Raw genomic sequence first — 13295 nt, forward strand, 5'->3', positions numbered from 1 at the left:
AGCTTCAAGCGCTGCCCCATGAAAATCGGCATCAACGGCTTCGGCCGCATCGGCCGCCTGGTGTTCCGAGCCCTCTGGGGGCGCCCCGGCATCGAGCTGGTGCATGTCAACGACAACGGCGGCGATGCTGCCACCGCCGCCCACCTACTGGCCTTTGATTCCGTGCATGGCCGCTGGCAGCAAGCGGTGCAGGCCAACCCAGTGATGCCAGGCAACAGCCCAGGCTTCTTTGTGGGCGGCCAAGCGGTGAGCTATAGCCAGGAGAGTGACCCAAGCGCCGTGCCCTGGCGGGAAGCCGGCGTGGAGATGGTGCTCGAGTGCAGCGGCAAATTCAAAACGCCCGAAACGTTGCAGCCCTATTTCGATGCGGTGGGGCTCAAGCGGGTGGTCGTGGCCTGCCCGGTGAAGGGCGAGATCGCCGGAGCTGAAGCGCTCAACGTGGTGTTCGGCATCAACCATCACCTCTACAACCCCAAACAACACCGCCTGATCACCGCCGCCTCCTGCACCACCAACTGCCTCGCGCCCGTGGTGAAGGTGGTGCACGAGAGCTTCGGCATCGAGCACGGTTCAATCACCACCCTGCACGATGTAACCAACACCCAACGGGTGGTGGATGGCTTCAAGAGCGATCTGCGCCGGGCGCGCTCCTGCAGCCAGAGCCTGATCCCCACCACCACGGGCTCAGCCAAGGCGATTGGGATGATTTTCCCGGAGCTGCAGGGCAAGCTCAACGGTCACGCCGTGCGGGTGCCGCTGCTGAATGCATCGCTCACCGATGCGGTGTTTGAGCTCAAGCGCAGCGTCACGGTGGAGGAGGTGAACGGCGCCTTCGAGGCGGCCGCCAACGGCGCCCTGCGCGGCATCCTCGGCTACGAAACCCGGCCGCTGGTGTCGGTCGACTACGTCAACGACGATCGCAGCGCCATCGTCGATGGCCTCTCGACGATGGTGGTGAACGGCACCCAACTCAAGGTGTACGCCTGGTACGACAACGAGTGGGGCTACAGCTCGCGCATGGCGGATCTGGTCAGCCATGTGGCTCTGGCTGAGCATTCCGAACAGCAAATCGAGCGCTGAGCCAACGCCATGGCACGCGCCCTATCCGCCCTGCAGCAATACGCGGTCGTGACGGCCAACTACTGGGCCTTCACCCTCACCGACGGCGCCCTGCGCATGCTCGTGGTGTTTCACTTCCACGAGCTGGGCTACAGCACGCTCGAGATCGCTTTCCTGTTTCTTTTCTACGAATTCTTCGGCATCGTCACCAACCTCTATGGCGGCTGGCTCGGGGCCCGCTTCGGGCTGCGACTCACCCTCTGGAGCGGCACCTTGATGCAAGTGGCGGCGCTGCTGATGCTGATTCCCGTCGCCGACAGCTGGCCCAAGTGGTGGAGCGTGGCCTACGTGATGGTGGCCCAGGCGATCAGCGGCATCGCCAAGGATCTCAACAAGATGAGCGCCAAGAGCGCCATCAAAACCGTGGTGGCAGAAACCCCGGAGGATCACAGCCAGGGCGAAAGCCAGCTGTTCAAATGGGTGGCGATTCTCACCGGCTCCAAGAACGCCCTCAAGGGCGTGGGCTTTTTTCTGGGGGGCCTGCTGCTCACCACGATTGGCTTCAATGCCGCCGTGGGAGCGATGGCCGCCGGCCTGTTTGCCGCCTTCCTGCTCACCCTGGTGCTCCCCGGTGACATCGGCCGCATGAAGGACAAGCCGAAATTCACGGCCCTGTTCTCCAAATCGCGCGGCATCAATGTGCTGTCGCTGGCCCGCTTCTTTCTATTTGGCGCCCGCGATGTGTGGTTTGTGGTGGCGCTGCCGGTGTTTCTGCAGGCCGCCCTGGGCTGGCGCTTCTGGGAGGTGGGCGGCTTCATGGGCCTGTGGGTGATCGGCTACGGGATCGTGCAGGGTGCCGCCCCGGCCCTGCGGCGCAGTTGGGGCCAGAGTGCACCGCCTGGCGTGAGTGCGGTGGAGTTTTGGAGTGCCCTGCTCACCGCGATCCCGGCCCTGATCGCCATCGCCCTCTGGCGTGAGGTGGCTCAGCCCGGTGTAGCCGTGGTGGTGGGGCTGGCGGCCTTCGGGGTGGTGTTTGCCATGAATTCCTCGATTCACAGCTACATGGTGCTGGCCTACACCGATGCCGAATCGGTGAGCCTCAACGTGGGCTTCTATTACATGGCCAATGCGGCGGGCCGCCTGCTGGGCACCGTGCTCTCCGGTGCCCTGTTTTTGGTGGGGGGATTGCAGGCCTGCCTGTGGAGCTCGGCCCTGCTGGTGGCCCTGGCAGCCGTGGTGAGCACCCGGCTGCCATCGCCGCCACGGCAGTTGTCCCAAGCCGGGTAAGACTCAGCCCGATCTACCGCCAACGGGCGGGAGGCAGGCCATGGGTTGGTTTGGACTGGCTGAGCTGCTGATCCTGGCGCTGCTGGCCGATGGCCTGTTTCGGCGGCTTGGGTTGCCGGGGCTGATCGGCATGTTGCTGGTGGGGATCGCCCTGGGGCAGTCTGGGCTGGGGCTGCTCGATCCCAAGCTGCTGGCCCTCAGCGGCGAGCTGCGCCAGATGGCGCTGGTGGTGATCCTGCTGCGGGTGGGCTTTGGCCTCAACCTGCGCACACTTCAGCAGGTGGGCCGGCGGGTGCTGCTGCTGGCCTGGATTCCGGCAGCGGTGGAGGGGTTCACGATCACCCTGGTGGCCCAGCCCCTCCTGGGGCTGGGCTCGTTGGAGGCGGCCCTGCTGGGCTCGGTGATTGCGGCGGTTTCGCCCGCCGTGGTGGTGCCGCTGATGCTGCGGTTGATCGAGGAGAAACGGGGCACCGCCAAGGCCATCCCCCAACTGGTGATGGCGGCAGCCTCCCTCGATGACATCGCCGTAATCGTGGTGAATGGAATGCTGCTGGGCCTGCTGGTGCAACAGGCCAGCAGCCCTGGGCTGCAGCTGCCGTGGAGCCAGTTGGCCGGGCTACCCCTGGGGCTGCTGCTCGGAGCCGCCGCAGGCGCGGGGCTGGGCCTGATGCTGCTGCGTTGGATCGAGCGCTTTGGGCCCCAGGTGAACCGTCAGGTGCTGGTGATCCTGGCCCTCGCGCTACTGCTGCTGCGGCTGCAGGACAGCATCCAGGGGCTGGTGCCCTTCACCGGCCTGGTAGCCGCGCTCGCTCTAGGGGTGCTGCTGCTGGAGCTGCGGCCCCAGTTGGCGCAGCCGATCGCCACCAAGTTGGCTTCGATCTGGGTGTTTGCCGAGCTGGTGCTGTTCACCCTGGTGGGGGTCCAGGTGGATCTGAATGTGGCCTGGCACAGCGGCCTGGCGGGTCTGGCGGTGCTGGCCATCGGACTGGTGACACGCTGCGCGGCCGTGCTGGCCTGTCTGGCGGGCAGTGGGTTCAGCGCAGGCGAACGGCTCTTTGTGACGGTGGCCTACATCCCGAAGGCCACGGTGCAGGCGGCGATCGGAGCGATGCCGCTGCTGGCGATGCAGGCCGCAGGTCTGCCCAGCGGCCCCGAGGAGATCATCTTGGCGGTAGCCGTGCTCAGCATCCTCACCACAGCACCCTTGGGGGCGTGGCTCAGCAGCCTGGTGGCCGATCGGGTGTTGCGGCCGGACGATCCACAGCTGGAAGCCCGCTGAAGTTCAGTCGGCGCAGACGCGCAACAAAAAAGGGGCCCGAAGGCCCCTGAGGATGCTGCGTTCAATCACGCAACTCACTGGCCGATCTTGGCCACAGCGGCCTTGGCGCGCTTGAGCACATCACCCTTGAGGGGAACGTAATCGAGCTCGGCTGCCATCTTCTGGGCTTTGGGCGAGAGGGCCCAGAGCAGGTAGTTGCGGATAGCACTAGCCTTGGCGCCGTTGCCCTTCTGGTAAGCCAGGATCCAGGTGAAGGAGGCAATCGGGAAGGCGTTAGCACCAGCGGGGTTGCACTCTTCACCACCGAGGTTGGCATCGAGCTTGATACCGTTCAGAGCCACGGCTCCGGTGGCATCGTTGGCCATCACAAACCTGCCGGCCTTGTTCTGAACGGCAGCCGCCTTGATCCTGCCCTTCACATAGGCCTGGTTGAGGTAACCGATCGAGCCTGGGGTGTTGCCGATCACGCCGGCCACGCCCTCGTTGCCCTTGCCGCCCACTCCCACGGGCCACTTCACCGCCTTGCCCTTACCCACCTTGCTCTTCCATTCATTGGAGAAGCAAGACAGGGAGTTGGTGAACACGTAGGTGGTGCCCGAACCGTCGGACCGGTGAGCCGTGGTGATCTTGCCCTTGCCGCACTTCAGCTGCTCCCAGGTGGTGATCTTGCCGAGGAAGATATCGGCCACCTGCTGCTGGGTGAGCTTGAGATTCTGGCAGCTGGGGTTGTTGTAGGCCGGGGTCACCGTGCCACCCACCATGGGGATCTGCACAACGCCGCGGGAACCAGCTGATCCCTTGGTGAAATCAGCAGCTTTCAGTTCTTCGTCAGTACCACCAAAGTCAACGGTGCCAGCCAGGTACTGACGCACACCGGCGCCCGAACCCACCGACTGATAGTTCACTTTGGCATTTTTCTCACGGGCATACTCCACAGCCCAGCGCTGGTAGATGGCATTCGGGAAGCTGGCACCAGCTCCACTGATGGTGGCCTGGGCCAACGCGGGGATGGCGAAGCTTGTGGCACCGGCAGCAATCGCGGCCGTGGTGCCAAAGATCAGGGCCTTCTTGGCGAAGGTCATGGAAAAGACTTTTAGGGTCGATCCCTTATTAGCAAGGGGGTAATCCAGGCGTCGTTATGCCATGGTTAAGGGGCGGTCAAGGCTGGCAATGCCGGGACTTGTATTTCTCTAGCGATCGCTGATATCGGCGTTTGCCTCTGCATCCCCAACCAATAAAAAGCCCCCCATTGCTGGGGGGCTGGAGGTGTGTGTGTGAGAAAGCAGTTGAGGACTATGCGAGGAGTGAGTGGTTCGTCGTGAAGATCAGAAGCGGAAGGTGGTTTGAATCACGCCGCCCCAGGTGCTGCCGAAGTCGTTTTGGCGATAGGAGGATGCGTAGAAGATCGCCGGGGTGACGGAAATCTTGTCTGTGACTTGGAACTTATAGAAGAATTCCCACAGCCAACTTTCAGAACCTTGCACATCTTTTGTGAAGGGAGCCTGACCAAGGGCGATACCCGCGGAGTTACCCTTCTGGAAAACATCGCTCCACTGGAGACCAGCCATCCAAGACATCGAATTTTCGAATCCGCCAGAGCCAGCATTGTAGCCATAGCCCAAGCTGATCGAAGGCGCCCAACTTGCATCAGAGGGCTCCCAATAACCAGCAATAGAGATGCTATTGCTGCTTTCTCCAGAGCCGACAGTGGCGCTGAAGTTGGGATCGCGGAGCCTAGACCCTTCGGAACCATAGCGATAGGCGAAAGCAACGCCCCAGTTCTGCCCCTTGGCACCCAGCTGAGCGAGAACGTTTATGCCGCCTTCAGAATCAAAGGCACCCACGGTGGAATCTTGGTAGCCACTCGAAGAGATGTAGTTAACATCAAAGGTCAAGAATGGATTTCCCTTCTTAACATTTTGCTTCCACTGGAAACCAAAGCCCGCACCGGTAGCCTTGTTGTAGGTTCCAGAAGCACCGGCCAACTGGAAGAAGTCCAGGAGGCTTGACTTGTAGGCGCTAGGAATAAAGGACACCAGCTCGGTATTACGGACCAGAGCACCAGCGGTCAGCTTGATCTCTTTACCCACTGGGAAAGTGTAGTAAAGGCGGTCGATGATTACCTGCTCGTCAGTGGACTCAGCCTTGTCGAGCTTAAAGATTTGGCTGCTGCTGCCAAAGGGCTGTGATTCGAAGTTACCGCTACGCAGGCGTGTGCGAAGCAGATCTTTACCAGTGTAGCTCGTATCAAAGCTTAACCGCACATCGTAGTTAAAGGCGGTCTTGTTGGCCCCATTGACGTCGTTGTTGGGAAGACCACCGATAATGAAGCTGGCTTCACCACGCAGCTTGGTGGTGGTGGAGAACTGCTGAGCTTCCAGCTTGCCCACTTTCTTCTCGAGGCCATCGACACGGCCGCGCAGGGTAGCGAGCTCAGCCTTGAACTCTTCCATCAAACGCTGCAGTTCGTCGGTCACTTCGGTGACGCGATCGAGACAGGCGTTGAGCAGGGCAGCCGCTTCGTAGCGGGTCATGGCGTTGCCGCCCTTGTAGGTGCCGTTGGGGTAGCCGGCCACGCAGCCGTACTTCTCAACCAGGTTGCTCAGAGCCTGGTAGGCCCAGTCGGTGGGCTGCACATCGGAAAACTGGTTGACGCTGGTGACCTGGTTTTTGGATTCCCAGGCGCGGAAGCGATCCACGTCTTGCTGTTGCATGTACTCGTTGATGGCAGCAGCGCCGCTCAACGAAGCCAGCTCTTGAGCGGAAGCGGCCATCGGGGCCGCAAGGCTGGTGCCGGCCAGTGCCAGCAGCAGCTTCTTGGAAAGATTCATCGGGTCCTCACACCGATAGGGATGACTTCACAAAGGAAGTCGGCCGCAACCTATCGAGGGCCAATGCATGAAACGAGCACGTGCACTACATCAGGGTTGTGTTGCAGAACACATGCAAACCAGCAGATGAGATGCAGTTGTGCCGCAGCTTAAAAAAACAACCGGCCATAGGATTCCGTAGAAGCGCCTGGCTCCTGCTCAGGAATCGTGGCGTCGCTCTCAGCAGCGAGTTCTTCGAGTTGCTGACGCAACCAATGCCGAAACACCAGCAAGGCCCCCAGGTCGGCCAGGCGCTCATCACCCATCATCCAAAAACAGTTGGGACTGAGCATGGCGTGGGCAAAGCAACTGTGAACAACCCACCCTTAGCCGAACCGGGCAGCTGCCCGCCTTAATCCCACCTTCACCCAATTCCAAGGGCTGCATGTCAATGACCTGGACGACAACGCCTGCCAAAGGCGGCGCCGTTGCCGAGTGGGCAGCACCTCGATCACCAGCTCGCGCCACTGCTCCCAGCAATGGCGTTGATGTTGCACCAGCAGCCACTCCAGCTGGGGCAGCTCCTGCTCCAACCGGCCCGGCACTTGATCGCTGATGGCACGCTGCAGCACCTGCAGATCGTTGAATTCACCCAGCAGCTCCTGGCCCTGCTTGAAGCGGCCGATCCAGGGCACGGTGTGGCCACCCGCAAGCTCGGAGAGATTCTCGAGGCGGTAGCGCGCTTGCTTGATCTGCCGCCGCAGCTCGTGCAGCACCTCCACCTCGCCGGCCGCGCTGGAAACCTGCCAGCCCGGATGCAGAAACAAGCTGGCCAGGCTGGGGCCCTGCCATTCGAGCAGCCACTCCCGAATCGGCTGCTCCCCCAACCGCGAAAATTCTGGCTGCTTTAACCAGCCCTGCAACTGGGCCAGGCCCTCCAGATAGGAGCGGCTCTGCAGCACTTCCACCACATGGCCGTAGGCCAGCTGGCGCTCGCGCCGTAGTTGCTTGATCACCGGCCGCAGGGCCTTCACCTCGGCCTGCGGCAGTTGGGGCAAGAAACCATCTTCCAGGCGCTCACGCAATACATCGAGATCCCGTGCCATGCCCAGGTGCCGCACCCATTTGGCCAGGCGCTGGTCGTTGATGGCCGGGGGCAACTGCAGGGCCGGCTCAAACTGGAGCAACGTGGTGCGTAGGCGACGCATGGTCACCCGCATCTGATGCAACGGTTCGGTGCCCTTGCCCTCAGACACCGGTGCCTGCAGCTGCACCAGCTTGGACACGTGTTTGTGCAACAGCTCCCTGGCGAAGCTGCCATTGCTCAGGGGCTGGGAGCGGGTTGGGAATGCCATGCAGAGCTCAGCGGAATTCCGGTTTCTTGATGCTCTCCAAGCTGCGCTGCAACGCCTGACCCGTGGTCAGGCCCACGGGCAGATTGCCGCCAAAAGCCGTGCCAGTCACATGCCGATACAGCTTGCTTTCAACCAGCAAGTAGGTTCGGGTGGGCATCGGGATGTAGCCAGCCTGTTTCACCAGCTTGAGCCCATTCTTCACGGTATATGTCACAAACTTCTGAAGCTCCGGGCGTTGCCGCAGGGCTTTGTCGTTGACGTAGAGAAACAGCGGCCTCGAGAGGGGCAAATAAGCTTCTTTCTGAACCGACGCCAACGATGGCATCGCAGCGCCCTTCTTGCCCACGACGCTCAGGGGCTTCAGACGCTTGGCATTGGCCTGGTAGTAGGCAAAACCGAAATAGCCCAGCGCATCGGGATTCTTGGCTACACAAGCAACCAGGTCATTGTCATTTTCACTGGCAAAATAGTCTGACCTGGAATTGCGTTCGTCTCCATTGATGGCCTTATTGAAATAATCATAAGTACCCGAATCCTTGCCAGGGCCGCAGAGTCGAATCGGCCGGTTGGGCCAATCCAGATTGACCTGGCTCCAGGTTTTCACCGATCCCGTCGCCCGTTGATTCCAGAGCCGCGCCAGCTCCCGGATGGTGATGCTGGACGCCCAGGTGTTGGCAGGGTTCACCACCACCGTGATCGCATCAAAGCCGATCGGCAGCTCCAGAAAGGTCACGCCCTTGGCCGCGCAGGCCTTGAGCTCCTTGGCATTGATCGGACGCGAAGCATTCGCGAGGGGCAACTGACCGCTGCAGAACTGCCGGAACCCCGCCGAGGTGCCCGTTTCCTTGAGCTCAAAGCGCACCTGGCGGTTGGCTCCCCCCTTCTGATAAGCCGCAATCGCCGCCTGCAGCACTGGAAACACCGTGCTGGAGCCGCCAATGCGAACCGGATCAGGCGCCGCCAGAGCCGCCTCTGGCAGGAGGGGCAGCATCGGGGCAAGCCAGGCGAGGCGCAGGAGGGGGTGCATGACGGTCACATCCGCGACAGAACTCTGGGCGATCTCGAGCTCCTAGGCGGTTAAGGCCAGGTTGTGCTTCCGGACCCGATGCGTCAGCGCGGCGCCGTCCAATCCTGAAACCAGCCACGGCGCCACAACCAATAGGACTGAATCAAAGCCACAATCGCCATCAACAGCAGAGCGTAGAGATAGCCATAGCGCCAATTGAGCTCAGGCATGTTGGCGAAATTCATGCCATAGATCCCACCGATGAAGGTGAGCGGCGCAAAAATACTGGTGAGAATGGTGAGGGTTTTCATCACCTGGTTCATGCGATTGCCCACGCTGGCGGCATAGGCCTGGGTAATGGCATCGCACTGATGGCGCAACAACTCACAGTTTTCAAACAACAGCTCCACCAGATCAGCCATTTCCTGAAAGCCCCCCAGCGCATCAGGGCCCAGCAGCTGTTGCCCCTGGCGCAGCAGCACCCGGATTTGATGGCGCAGGGGCCACACCTGGTTGCGAATCGTGCGCAGGTTGCTGCGATGCACGAAAGCTCTGGCCAGCAGCTTCGGTTTGGGGTCCCGCAGAGCTGCCTCCTCCAGATCATCAAGGCGGTTGGCGATCTGCTCCAGCATCGGAAACAGAGCATCGAGCAATTCATCCACCAGGAAATGGAGGATGTCGTCGAGGTCGCGGTGTTCCACAGCCCCCGCCTGCGATTCCAACCAGGCGGTGAGCTCCGGAAACGACTCACCCGCCGGTGCCTCCTCAAAGGTGACCAGCAGGTTGGGCATCAGCAGCAACCCCACCTGGGCACTCAGCAGATGCAGGGGATCGCGGGCAAAACTGAGCCGGTGCAGCACCACGATCACCGCTTCGCCGAGCCCATCCACCCGCGAGCGCTGCGGAACCTCGAGCAACGGCGGCAGCAGCATGGGAGGCACCTGCAGGGTGTCGAGCATCGCCTCAACCAGCCGGGGATCGCCCAAGCCCATCACCCGCAGCCAGAGGGGATAGCCGAGCCGCTGCAACGGCTCGAGCTCTTGGGGCGACTGGAGCTGCAGCAACCGTGGCCCTTCGGGCTCAAACAGCACGGCACTGAAGCAGCTTCGGTGGCGCCCCCCAGAAACGTAGAGATGGGCAGGCAGATTCGCGGGGCGCTCCTCCAGCAGATGGGAGTTCAGTGCACCAGGGGTGGGGCGCAGCACGGCGGAGTGGGAACAGGGGCCAGCCAGCGGTTCAGCACCTGGCCGCCACCCACGATGCTGGCCTGGATCAGCAGGCAGAGCAACACCTGGGGCCACCAACCCTGGGAAGAATGATCCATGGCATGGCGTCGCCTCGGGAGTGAAATGGTGCAGCCACCACCAGAAACGCGCCAGTGCTCCCGGCAACACAAGGCCAAGCCTTCACCACCTCTTAAACCCTGGCTTCTAAGCTGAAAAAGTTCGCTGGACCCCTGTGGCCACTGCGGGATCGCGTACCACACCTCCCGAGTCGGATGCCGAGCCCACCGGTGTGCGCTCACCCATGGAGCCCCATTCGCCGTACCGCGGACCGGACTGGACACCCCAGCGTTTGATGTTTCACCAAAACCTTGAGTCTTTCGCCGAGCGGGTGGGACTGGTGGTGGGGCTGCAGAGCAATGGCAAGGTGAGCCAGGAGCAGGCCTACGCCCAGATCCGCAACATCTGGAAGGAACTCAAGGACAGCAAGGACGCGTTGCTGAAGTCCCAGAAAGGGGAGTAGGTCTACGGCACCTGGCCCTAAGCGTTAAGACTGGCTTCGACAAGGGGCCTATCTTTCGAACTTTTTTTAAGCTCTGGCCCCTGCTCGAAGGCTGGCTTGGATTCTGTTGCCGAGTTGCCCCTGGTCTTCCACAACCACCAAGCGGTTGTGGATCGGGACCCCCAGGGTTTGGCCAACAAACTCAACCAGCACTTCCCCGTGCTCGAGTTTGCCCCCCGCCTCCCTGAGTCCAGTCCGTTCCTGCATCGGGCCAGCACTGCCACCGTTGGCGAGCTCACCCTCACCTCTGGGTACACCTGTCCGATCATCGGAGCGATCGGCGAAAACCCCGGGATCGGTGCCATCAACATCTGCTATTCCGGGGCCGCGAACTACGAGGTGGACGGCCGCAGCTACAGCATCCATGGCGAAGCGCCCCTTTACTTCAATCCAGGCCTCGAATACCGCTACGCCACCGACCACTACAACGGATTGGTGCTGCATGTAGACCTACAAAGGCTGCAGAACACAGCCGCCACCATTGGAGGTGTCGGCCTCTCCGGCCGCCGCTTCGCCCCGGATCTGCAGCGGCCCCAAGTGCTCGCCATGACCGAGAAGCGGCAAGCCGAGCTGCTCCTCACCCTGCGGCGGGCCTTTGCCCTGGTGGACGCACCCGAACTGGAGAACCGAGGAGACCTGGCGACGCTTCAGATTGACGACCTCATCTATCGCATCCTGGCCCTGGCCCTCTGCTCCAAGCTCGCCGACGCCGACCAACAAACCCGCCACCAGCGCGAAGGGCTGTCGCGCCAGCTGATCTTCAAGGAGCTGCTGGAGTGGATTCAGGCCAATCTGCACAGCCCCATCAGCCTCACCGAGCTGGAGCAGCGCAGCGGCTACTCACGGCGCAACCTGCAGCTGGCCTTTAGCCAGCGCTTCGGCTGCGGGCCGATCCAGTGGGTCCGCCGCCAGCGTCTGGAGCTGGCTCGCCAACACCTGCTCAACCCCGCGGCCAGCGACACCGTCGCCGGCATCTCGTCCAAACTCGGTTTCCGCAACCTCTCGGCGTTCAGTCGCGACTTCCACGGCGTTTTCGGCATCCGCCCCTCTGAAGTGCTGCGTGAGGGGCGGCGCCTGCACGGCTAGGTGGGCCAGCAGGTTGGCCACCACCACAGGGGCGGCCCCATCGGCGGGGTCACGTGCAGCAGGTCGTAGGGGATCACCTCCTCGCGGCTGGCCTCACCCTCGCTGACCTGGAACACCGCTTCTTTCTGGTCGGCCCGCCACAGCCGTGAGCACATGGCCGTAGCGGGCGTCGACGGCACGTGGTTCAGATCGAGATGGCCGGGAGGCCTACCGCCAGCCGATTGCAGTGAATCTTTCAGGCCTGCCAGGGTGGTGGTGACCCCTGTGCGCTCGCCGTGCCGCAGCCCCTGCAGCAGCTCACCATCCGCCAGCCAGACGACTGGCATGTGCACCTGCGCGACGGGGCGATGCTGCAGGCCGTGGCGCCGGCCACGGCCGCCCAATTCGCCCGGGCGATTGTGATGCCCAACCTGCGGCCGCCGATCACCACCGTGGCGGCCGCCAGTGCCTACCGGGAGCGCATCCGGGCCGCCCTGCCCGATCACAGCGGCTTCACGCCGTTGATGACGGCCTATCTCACCGACACCATTGATCCACAGGAGATTGAGCGCGGTTTTGCTGAGGGCGTGTGGGCGGCCGCCAAGCTCTACCCGGCCGGCGCTACCACAAACTCCGATTCCGGCGTCACAGCGATCGACCGCATTGAGCCGGTGCTGGCGGTGATGGAGTGCATCGGCATGCCGCTGCTGATCCACGGCGAGGTCACCGACGCCGAAATCGACATCTTCGATCGCGAAGCGGTGTTCATCGAGCGGGTGCTGCTGCCGTTGCTGGCGCGCCATCCGGGCCTGAAGGTGGTGCTCGAGCACATCACCACCATGGATTCGGTCGACTTCGTGCGCAGCGGCCCAGCCAACCTGGCGGCCACGATCACGCCCCATCACCTCCACATCAACCGCAACGCGATGTTTGCCGGTGGCCTGCGGCCTGACCTCTACTGCCTGCCGGTGGCCAAGCGCGAACTGCACCGCATCGCCCTGCGGGGAGCGGCCACCTCCGGCAATCCCAAATTTTTCCTCGGCACCGATTCAGCCCCCCACAGCCGCGAGGCCAAGGAATCGGCCTGCGGCTGCGCCGGCATCTTCAATGCCCCGTTTGCACTGGAGAGCTACGCGGCTGTGTTTGAGCAGGAGAAGGCCCTGGACAAACTCGAAGCCTTCGCCTCGGAGTTCGGGCCTCGGTTTTATGGGCTGCCGCTCAACGCGGGCATGATCACCCTGGACCGGCAGCCGCATGAGGTGCCCAGCCAGCTGCACTGCAACGACGCCGCCGGCAGCGCGGTGAATCTGGTGCCCTTCCACGCGGGCGAAACCCTGGCCTGGCGGCTGCGCCACTAACGACCAATCTGGCCATAGTCCTACGACGGCAGCTGTTCACCCGATAACCCTGCACCAAGCGGGTTAAGCCTGGGTAGACGGCAACGCTCAACCAGGTTTGAGTTGGGGTTCTGACCCAGGGTTCATGGCCCCGATCTCCGGCAAGCCGGTGTTGGTGGTGAACACCGGTGACGTGGACCCCGGCAATCGGTCCAGGGTGAATGAGAGTCCTCAGCCGGCCAGACTGGGCCGGGGACTTCACCATGAAACGCACCAGGCACACCGCGGAGCAGATCATCCGCAAGCTGAAAA

The 13295-nt window shown here is 62.5% G+C and carries 14 protein-coding genes; 6 read left to right on the forward strand and 8 right to left on the reverse strand.

Features of this window, described 5'->3' with window-relative positions; genetic code table 11:
• The first annotated feature begins 18 nt into the window (after positions 1–18).
• The 3 genes from KBY70_RS13105 to KBY70_RS13115 are packed head-to-tail and all read left to right on the forward strand — an operon-like array spanning position 19 to position 3625.
• A complete protein-coding gene (locus KBY70_RS13105) occupies positions 19–1080 on the forward strand; it encodes an ArsJ-associated glyceraldehyde-3-phosphate dehydrogenase (protein ID WP_254988796.1) in 1062 nt (353 codons plus the stop codon).
• A gap of 9 nt (positions 1081–1089) precedes the next feature.
• Positions 1090–2346 carry an organoarsenical effux MFS transporter ArsJ gene (gene arsJ / locus KBY70_RS13110; protein WP_094559962.1) on the forward strand — a complete coding sequence of 419 codons (1257 nt, stop codon included), beginning with the start codon at positions 1090–1092 and terminating at the stop codon, positions 2344–2346.
• A 40-nt stretch (positions 2347–2386) separates the two neighbouring features.
• Complete coding sequence (locus tag KBY70_RS13115) at positions 2387–3625, forward strand: cation:proton antiporter (RefSeq protein ID WP_254988797.1); 1239 nt, start codon at positions 2387–2389, stop codon at positions 3623–3625.
• A 74-nt stretch (positions 3626–3699) separates the two neighbouring features.
• Here KBY70_RS13115 and pstS read toward each other — a convergent pair whose 3' ends face one another.
• From pstS to KBY70_RS13150, 7 genes are all read right to left on the reverse strand, one after another.
• Positions 3700–4707: a phosphate ABC transporter substrate-binding protein PstS gene (gene pstS / locus KBY70_RS13120; RefSeq protein ID WP_254988798.1), complete on the reverse strand. Its 1008-nt coding sequence runs from the start codon at positions 4705–4707 to the stop codon at positions 3700–3702.
• Positions 4708–4950: 243 nt separating this feature from the next.
• On the reverse strand, positions 4951–6456 hold the full coding sequence (locus KBY70_RS13125; protein ID WP_254988799.1) for an iron uptake porin: 1506 nt from the start codon (positions 6454–6456) through the stop codon (positions 4951–4953).
• A 149-nt stretch (positions 6457–6605) separates the two neighbouring features.
• Positions 6606–6788 (reverse strand): hypothetical protein, encoded by a 183-nt coding sequence (locus tag KBY70_RS13130; protein ID WP_254988800.1) that lies wholly within the window; start codon positions 6786–6788, stop codon positions 6606–6608.
• Positions 6789–6821: 33 nt separating this feature from the next.
• Positions 6822–7790: a CHAD domain-containing protein gene (locus KBY70_RS13135; RefSeq protein ID WP_254988801.1), complete on the reverse strand. Its 969-nt coding sequence runs from the start codon at positions 7788–7790 to the stop codon at positions 6822–6824.
• Between the two features lie 7 nt (positions 7791–7797).
• Entirely contained in the window at positions 7798–8817 is a 1020-nt protein-coding gene (locus tag KBY70_RS13140) for a PstS family phosphate ABC transporter substrate-binding protein (RefSeq protein WP_254988802.1), read from the reverse strand.
• 83 nt (positions 8818–8900) lie between these two features.
• Complete coding sequence (gene corA, locus KBY70_RS13145; protein WP_254988803.1) at positions 8901–9887, reverse strand: magnesium/cobalt transporter CorA; 987 nt, start codon at positions 9885–9887, stop codon at positions 8901–8903.
• Between the two features lie 86 nt (positions 9888–9973).
• On the reverse strand, positions 9974–10120 hold the full coding sequence (locus KBY70_RS13150) for a hypothetical protein (protein ID WP_158217075.1): 147 nt from the start codon (positions 10118–10120) through the stop codon (positions 9974–9976).
• Positions 10121–10374: 254 nt separating this feature from the next.
• Between KBY70_RS13150 and KBY70_RS13155 the strand changes: the two genes are divergently transcribed.
• Positions 10375–10542, forward strand: coding sequence for a hypothetical protein (locus KBY70_RS13155; protein ID WP_315859757.1), 168 nt, complete (start codon positions 10375–10377; stop codon positions 10540–10542).
• 96 nt (positions 10543–10638) lie between these two features.
• Positions 10639–11667: a helix-turn-helix domain-containing protein gene (locus KBY70_RS13160; protein WP_254988804.1), complete on the forward strand. Its 1029-nt coding sequence runs from the start codon at positions 10639–10641 to the stop codon at positions 11665–11667.
• Here the strand turns inward: KBY70_RS13160 and KBY70_RS13165 are convergent.
• On the reverse strand, positions 11664–11822 hold the full coding sequence (locus KBY70_RS13165) for a hypothetical protein (RefSeq protein ID WP_254988805.1): 159 nt from the start codon (positions 11820–11822) through the stop codon (positions 11664–11666). The genes KBY70_RS13160 and KBY70_RS13165 overlap by 4 nt on opposite strands.
• A gap of 120 nt (positions 11823–11942) precedes the next feature.
• Here KBY70_RS13165 and pyrC point away from each other — a divergent pair, with 120 nt between their 5' ends.
• Positions 11943–13004 (forward strand): dihydroorotase, encoded by a 1062-nt coding sequence (pyrC, locus tag KBY70_RS13170; protein ID WP_254988806.1) that lies wholly within the window; start codon positions 11943–11945, stop codon positions 13002–13004.
• The last annotated feature ends 291 nt before the right edge of the window (positions 13005–13295 follow it).

Origin of the sequence: Cyanobium sp. ATX 6E8 (assembly GCF_024346335.1) — a bacterium.
Classification (GTDB): Bacteria; Cyanobacteriota; Cyanobacteriia; order PCC-6307; family Cyanobiaceae; genus Cyanobium_A.

Excerpts from the sequence above, each read along its gene's own strand:
- KBY70_RS13105 (WP_254988796.1), top strand. The coding sequence starts at position 19 with ATGAAAATCGGCATCAACGGCTTCGGCCGCATCGGCCGCCTGGTGTTC.
- KBY70_RS13140 (WP_254988802.1), bottom strand. The coding sequence starts at position 8,817 with ATGCACCCCCTCCTGCGCCTCGCCTGGCTTGCCCCGATGCTGCCCCTC.
- pstS (WP_254988798.1), bottom strand. The coding sequence starts at position 4,707 with ATGACCTTCGCCAAGAAGGCCCTGATCTTTGGCACCACGGCCGCGATT.
- arsJ (WP_094559962.1), top strand. The coding sequence starts at position 1,090 with ATGGCACGCGCCCTATCCGCCCTGCAGCAATACGCGGTCGTGACGGCC.
- KBY70_RS13115 (WP_254988797.1), top strand. The coding sequence starts at position 2,387 with ATGGGTTGGTTTGGACTGGCTGAGCTGCTGATCCTGGCGCTGCTGGCC.
- KBY70_RS13135 (WP_254988801.1), bottom strand. The coding sequence starts at position 7,790 with ATGGCATTCCCAACCCGCTCCCAGCCCCTGAGCAATGGCAGCTTCGCC.
- KBY70_RS13165 (WP_254988805.1), bottom strand. The coding sequence starts at position 11,822 with ATGTGCTCACGGCTGTGGCGGGCCGACCAGAAAGAAGCGGTGTTCCAG.
- KBY70_RS13150 (WP_158217075.1), bottom strand. The coding sequence starts at position 10,120 with ATGGATCATTCTTCCCAGGGTTGGTGGCCCCAGGTGTTGCTCTGCCTG.
- KBY70_RS13125 (WP_254988799.1), bottom strand. The coding sequence starts at position 6,456 with ATGAATCTTTCCAAGAAGCTGCTGCTGGCACTGGCCGGCACCAGCCTT.
- KBY70_RS13130 (WP_254988800.1), bottom strand. The coding sequence starts at position 6,788 with ATGCTCAGTCCCAACTGTTTTTGGATGATGGGTGATGAGCGCCTGGCC.
- KBY70_RS13155 (WP_315859757.1), top strand. The coding sequence starts at position 10,375 with ATGTTTCACCAAAACCTTGAGTCTTTCGCCGAGCGGGTGGGACTGGTG.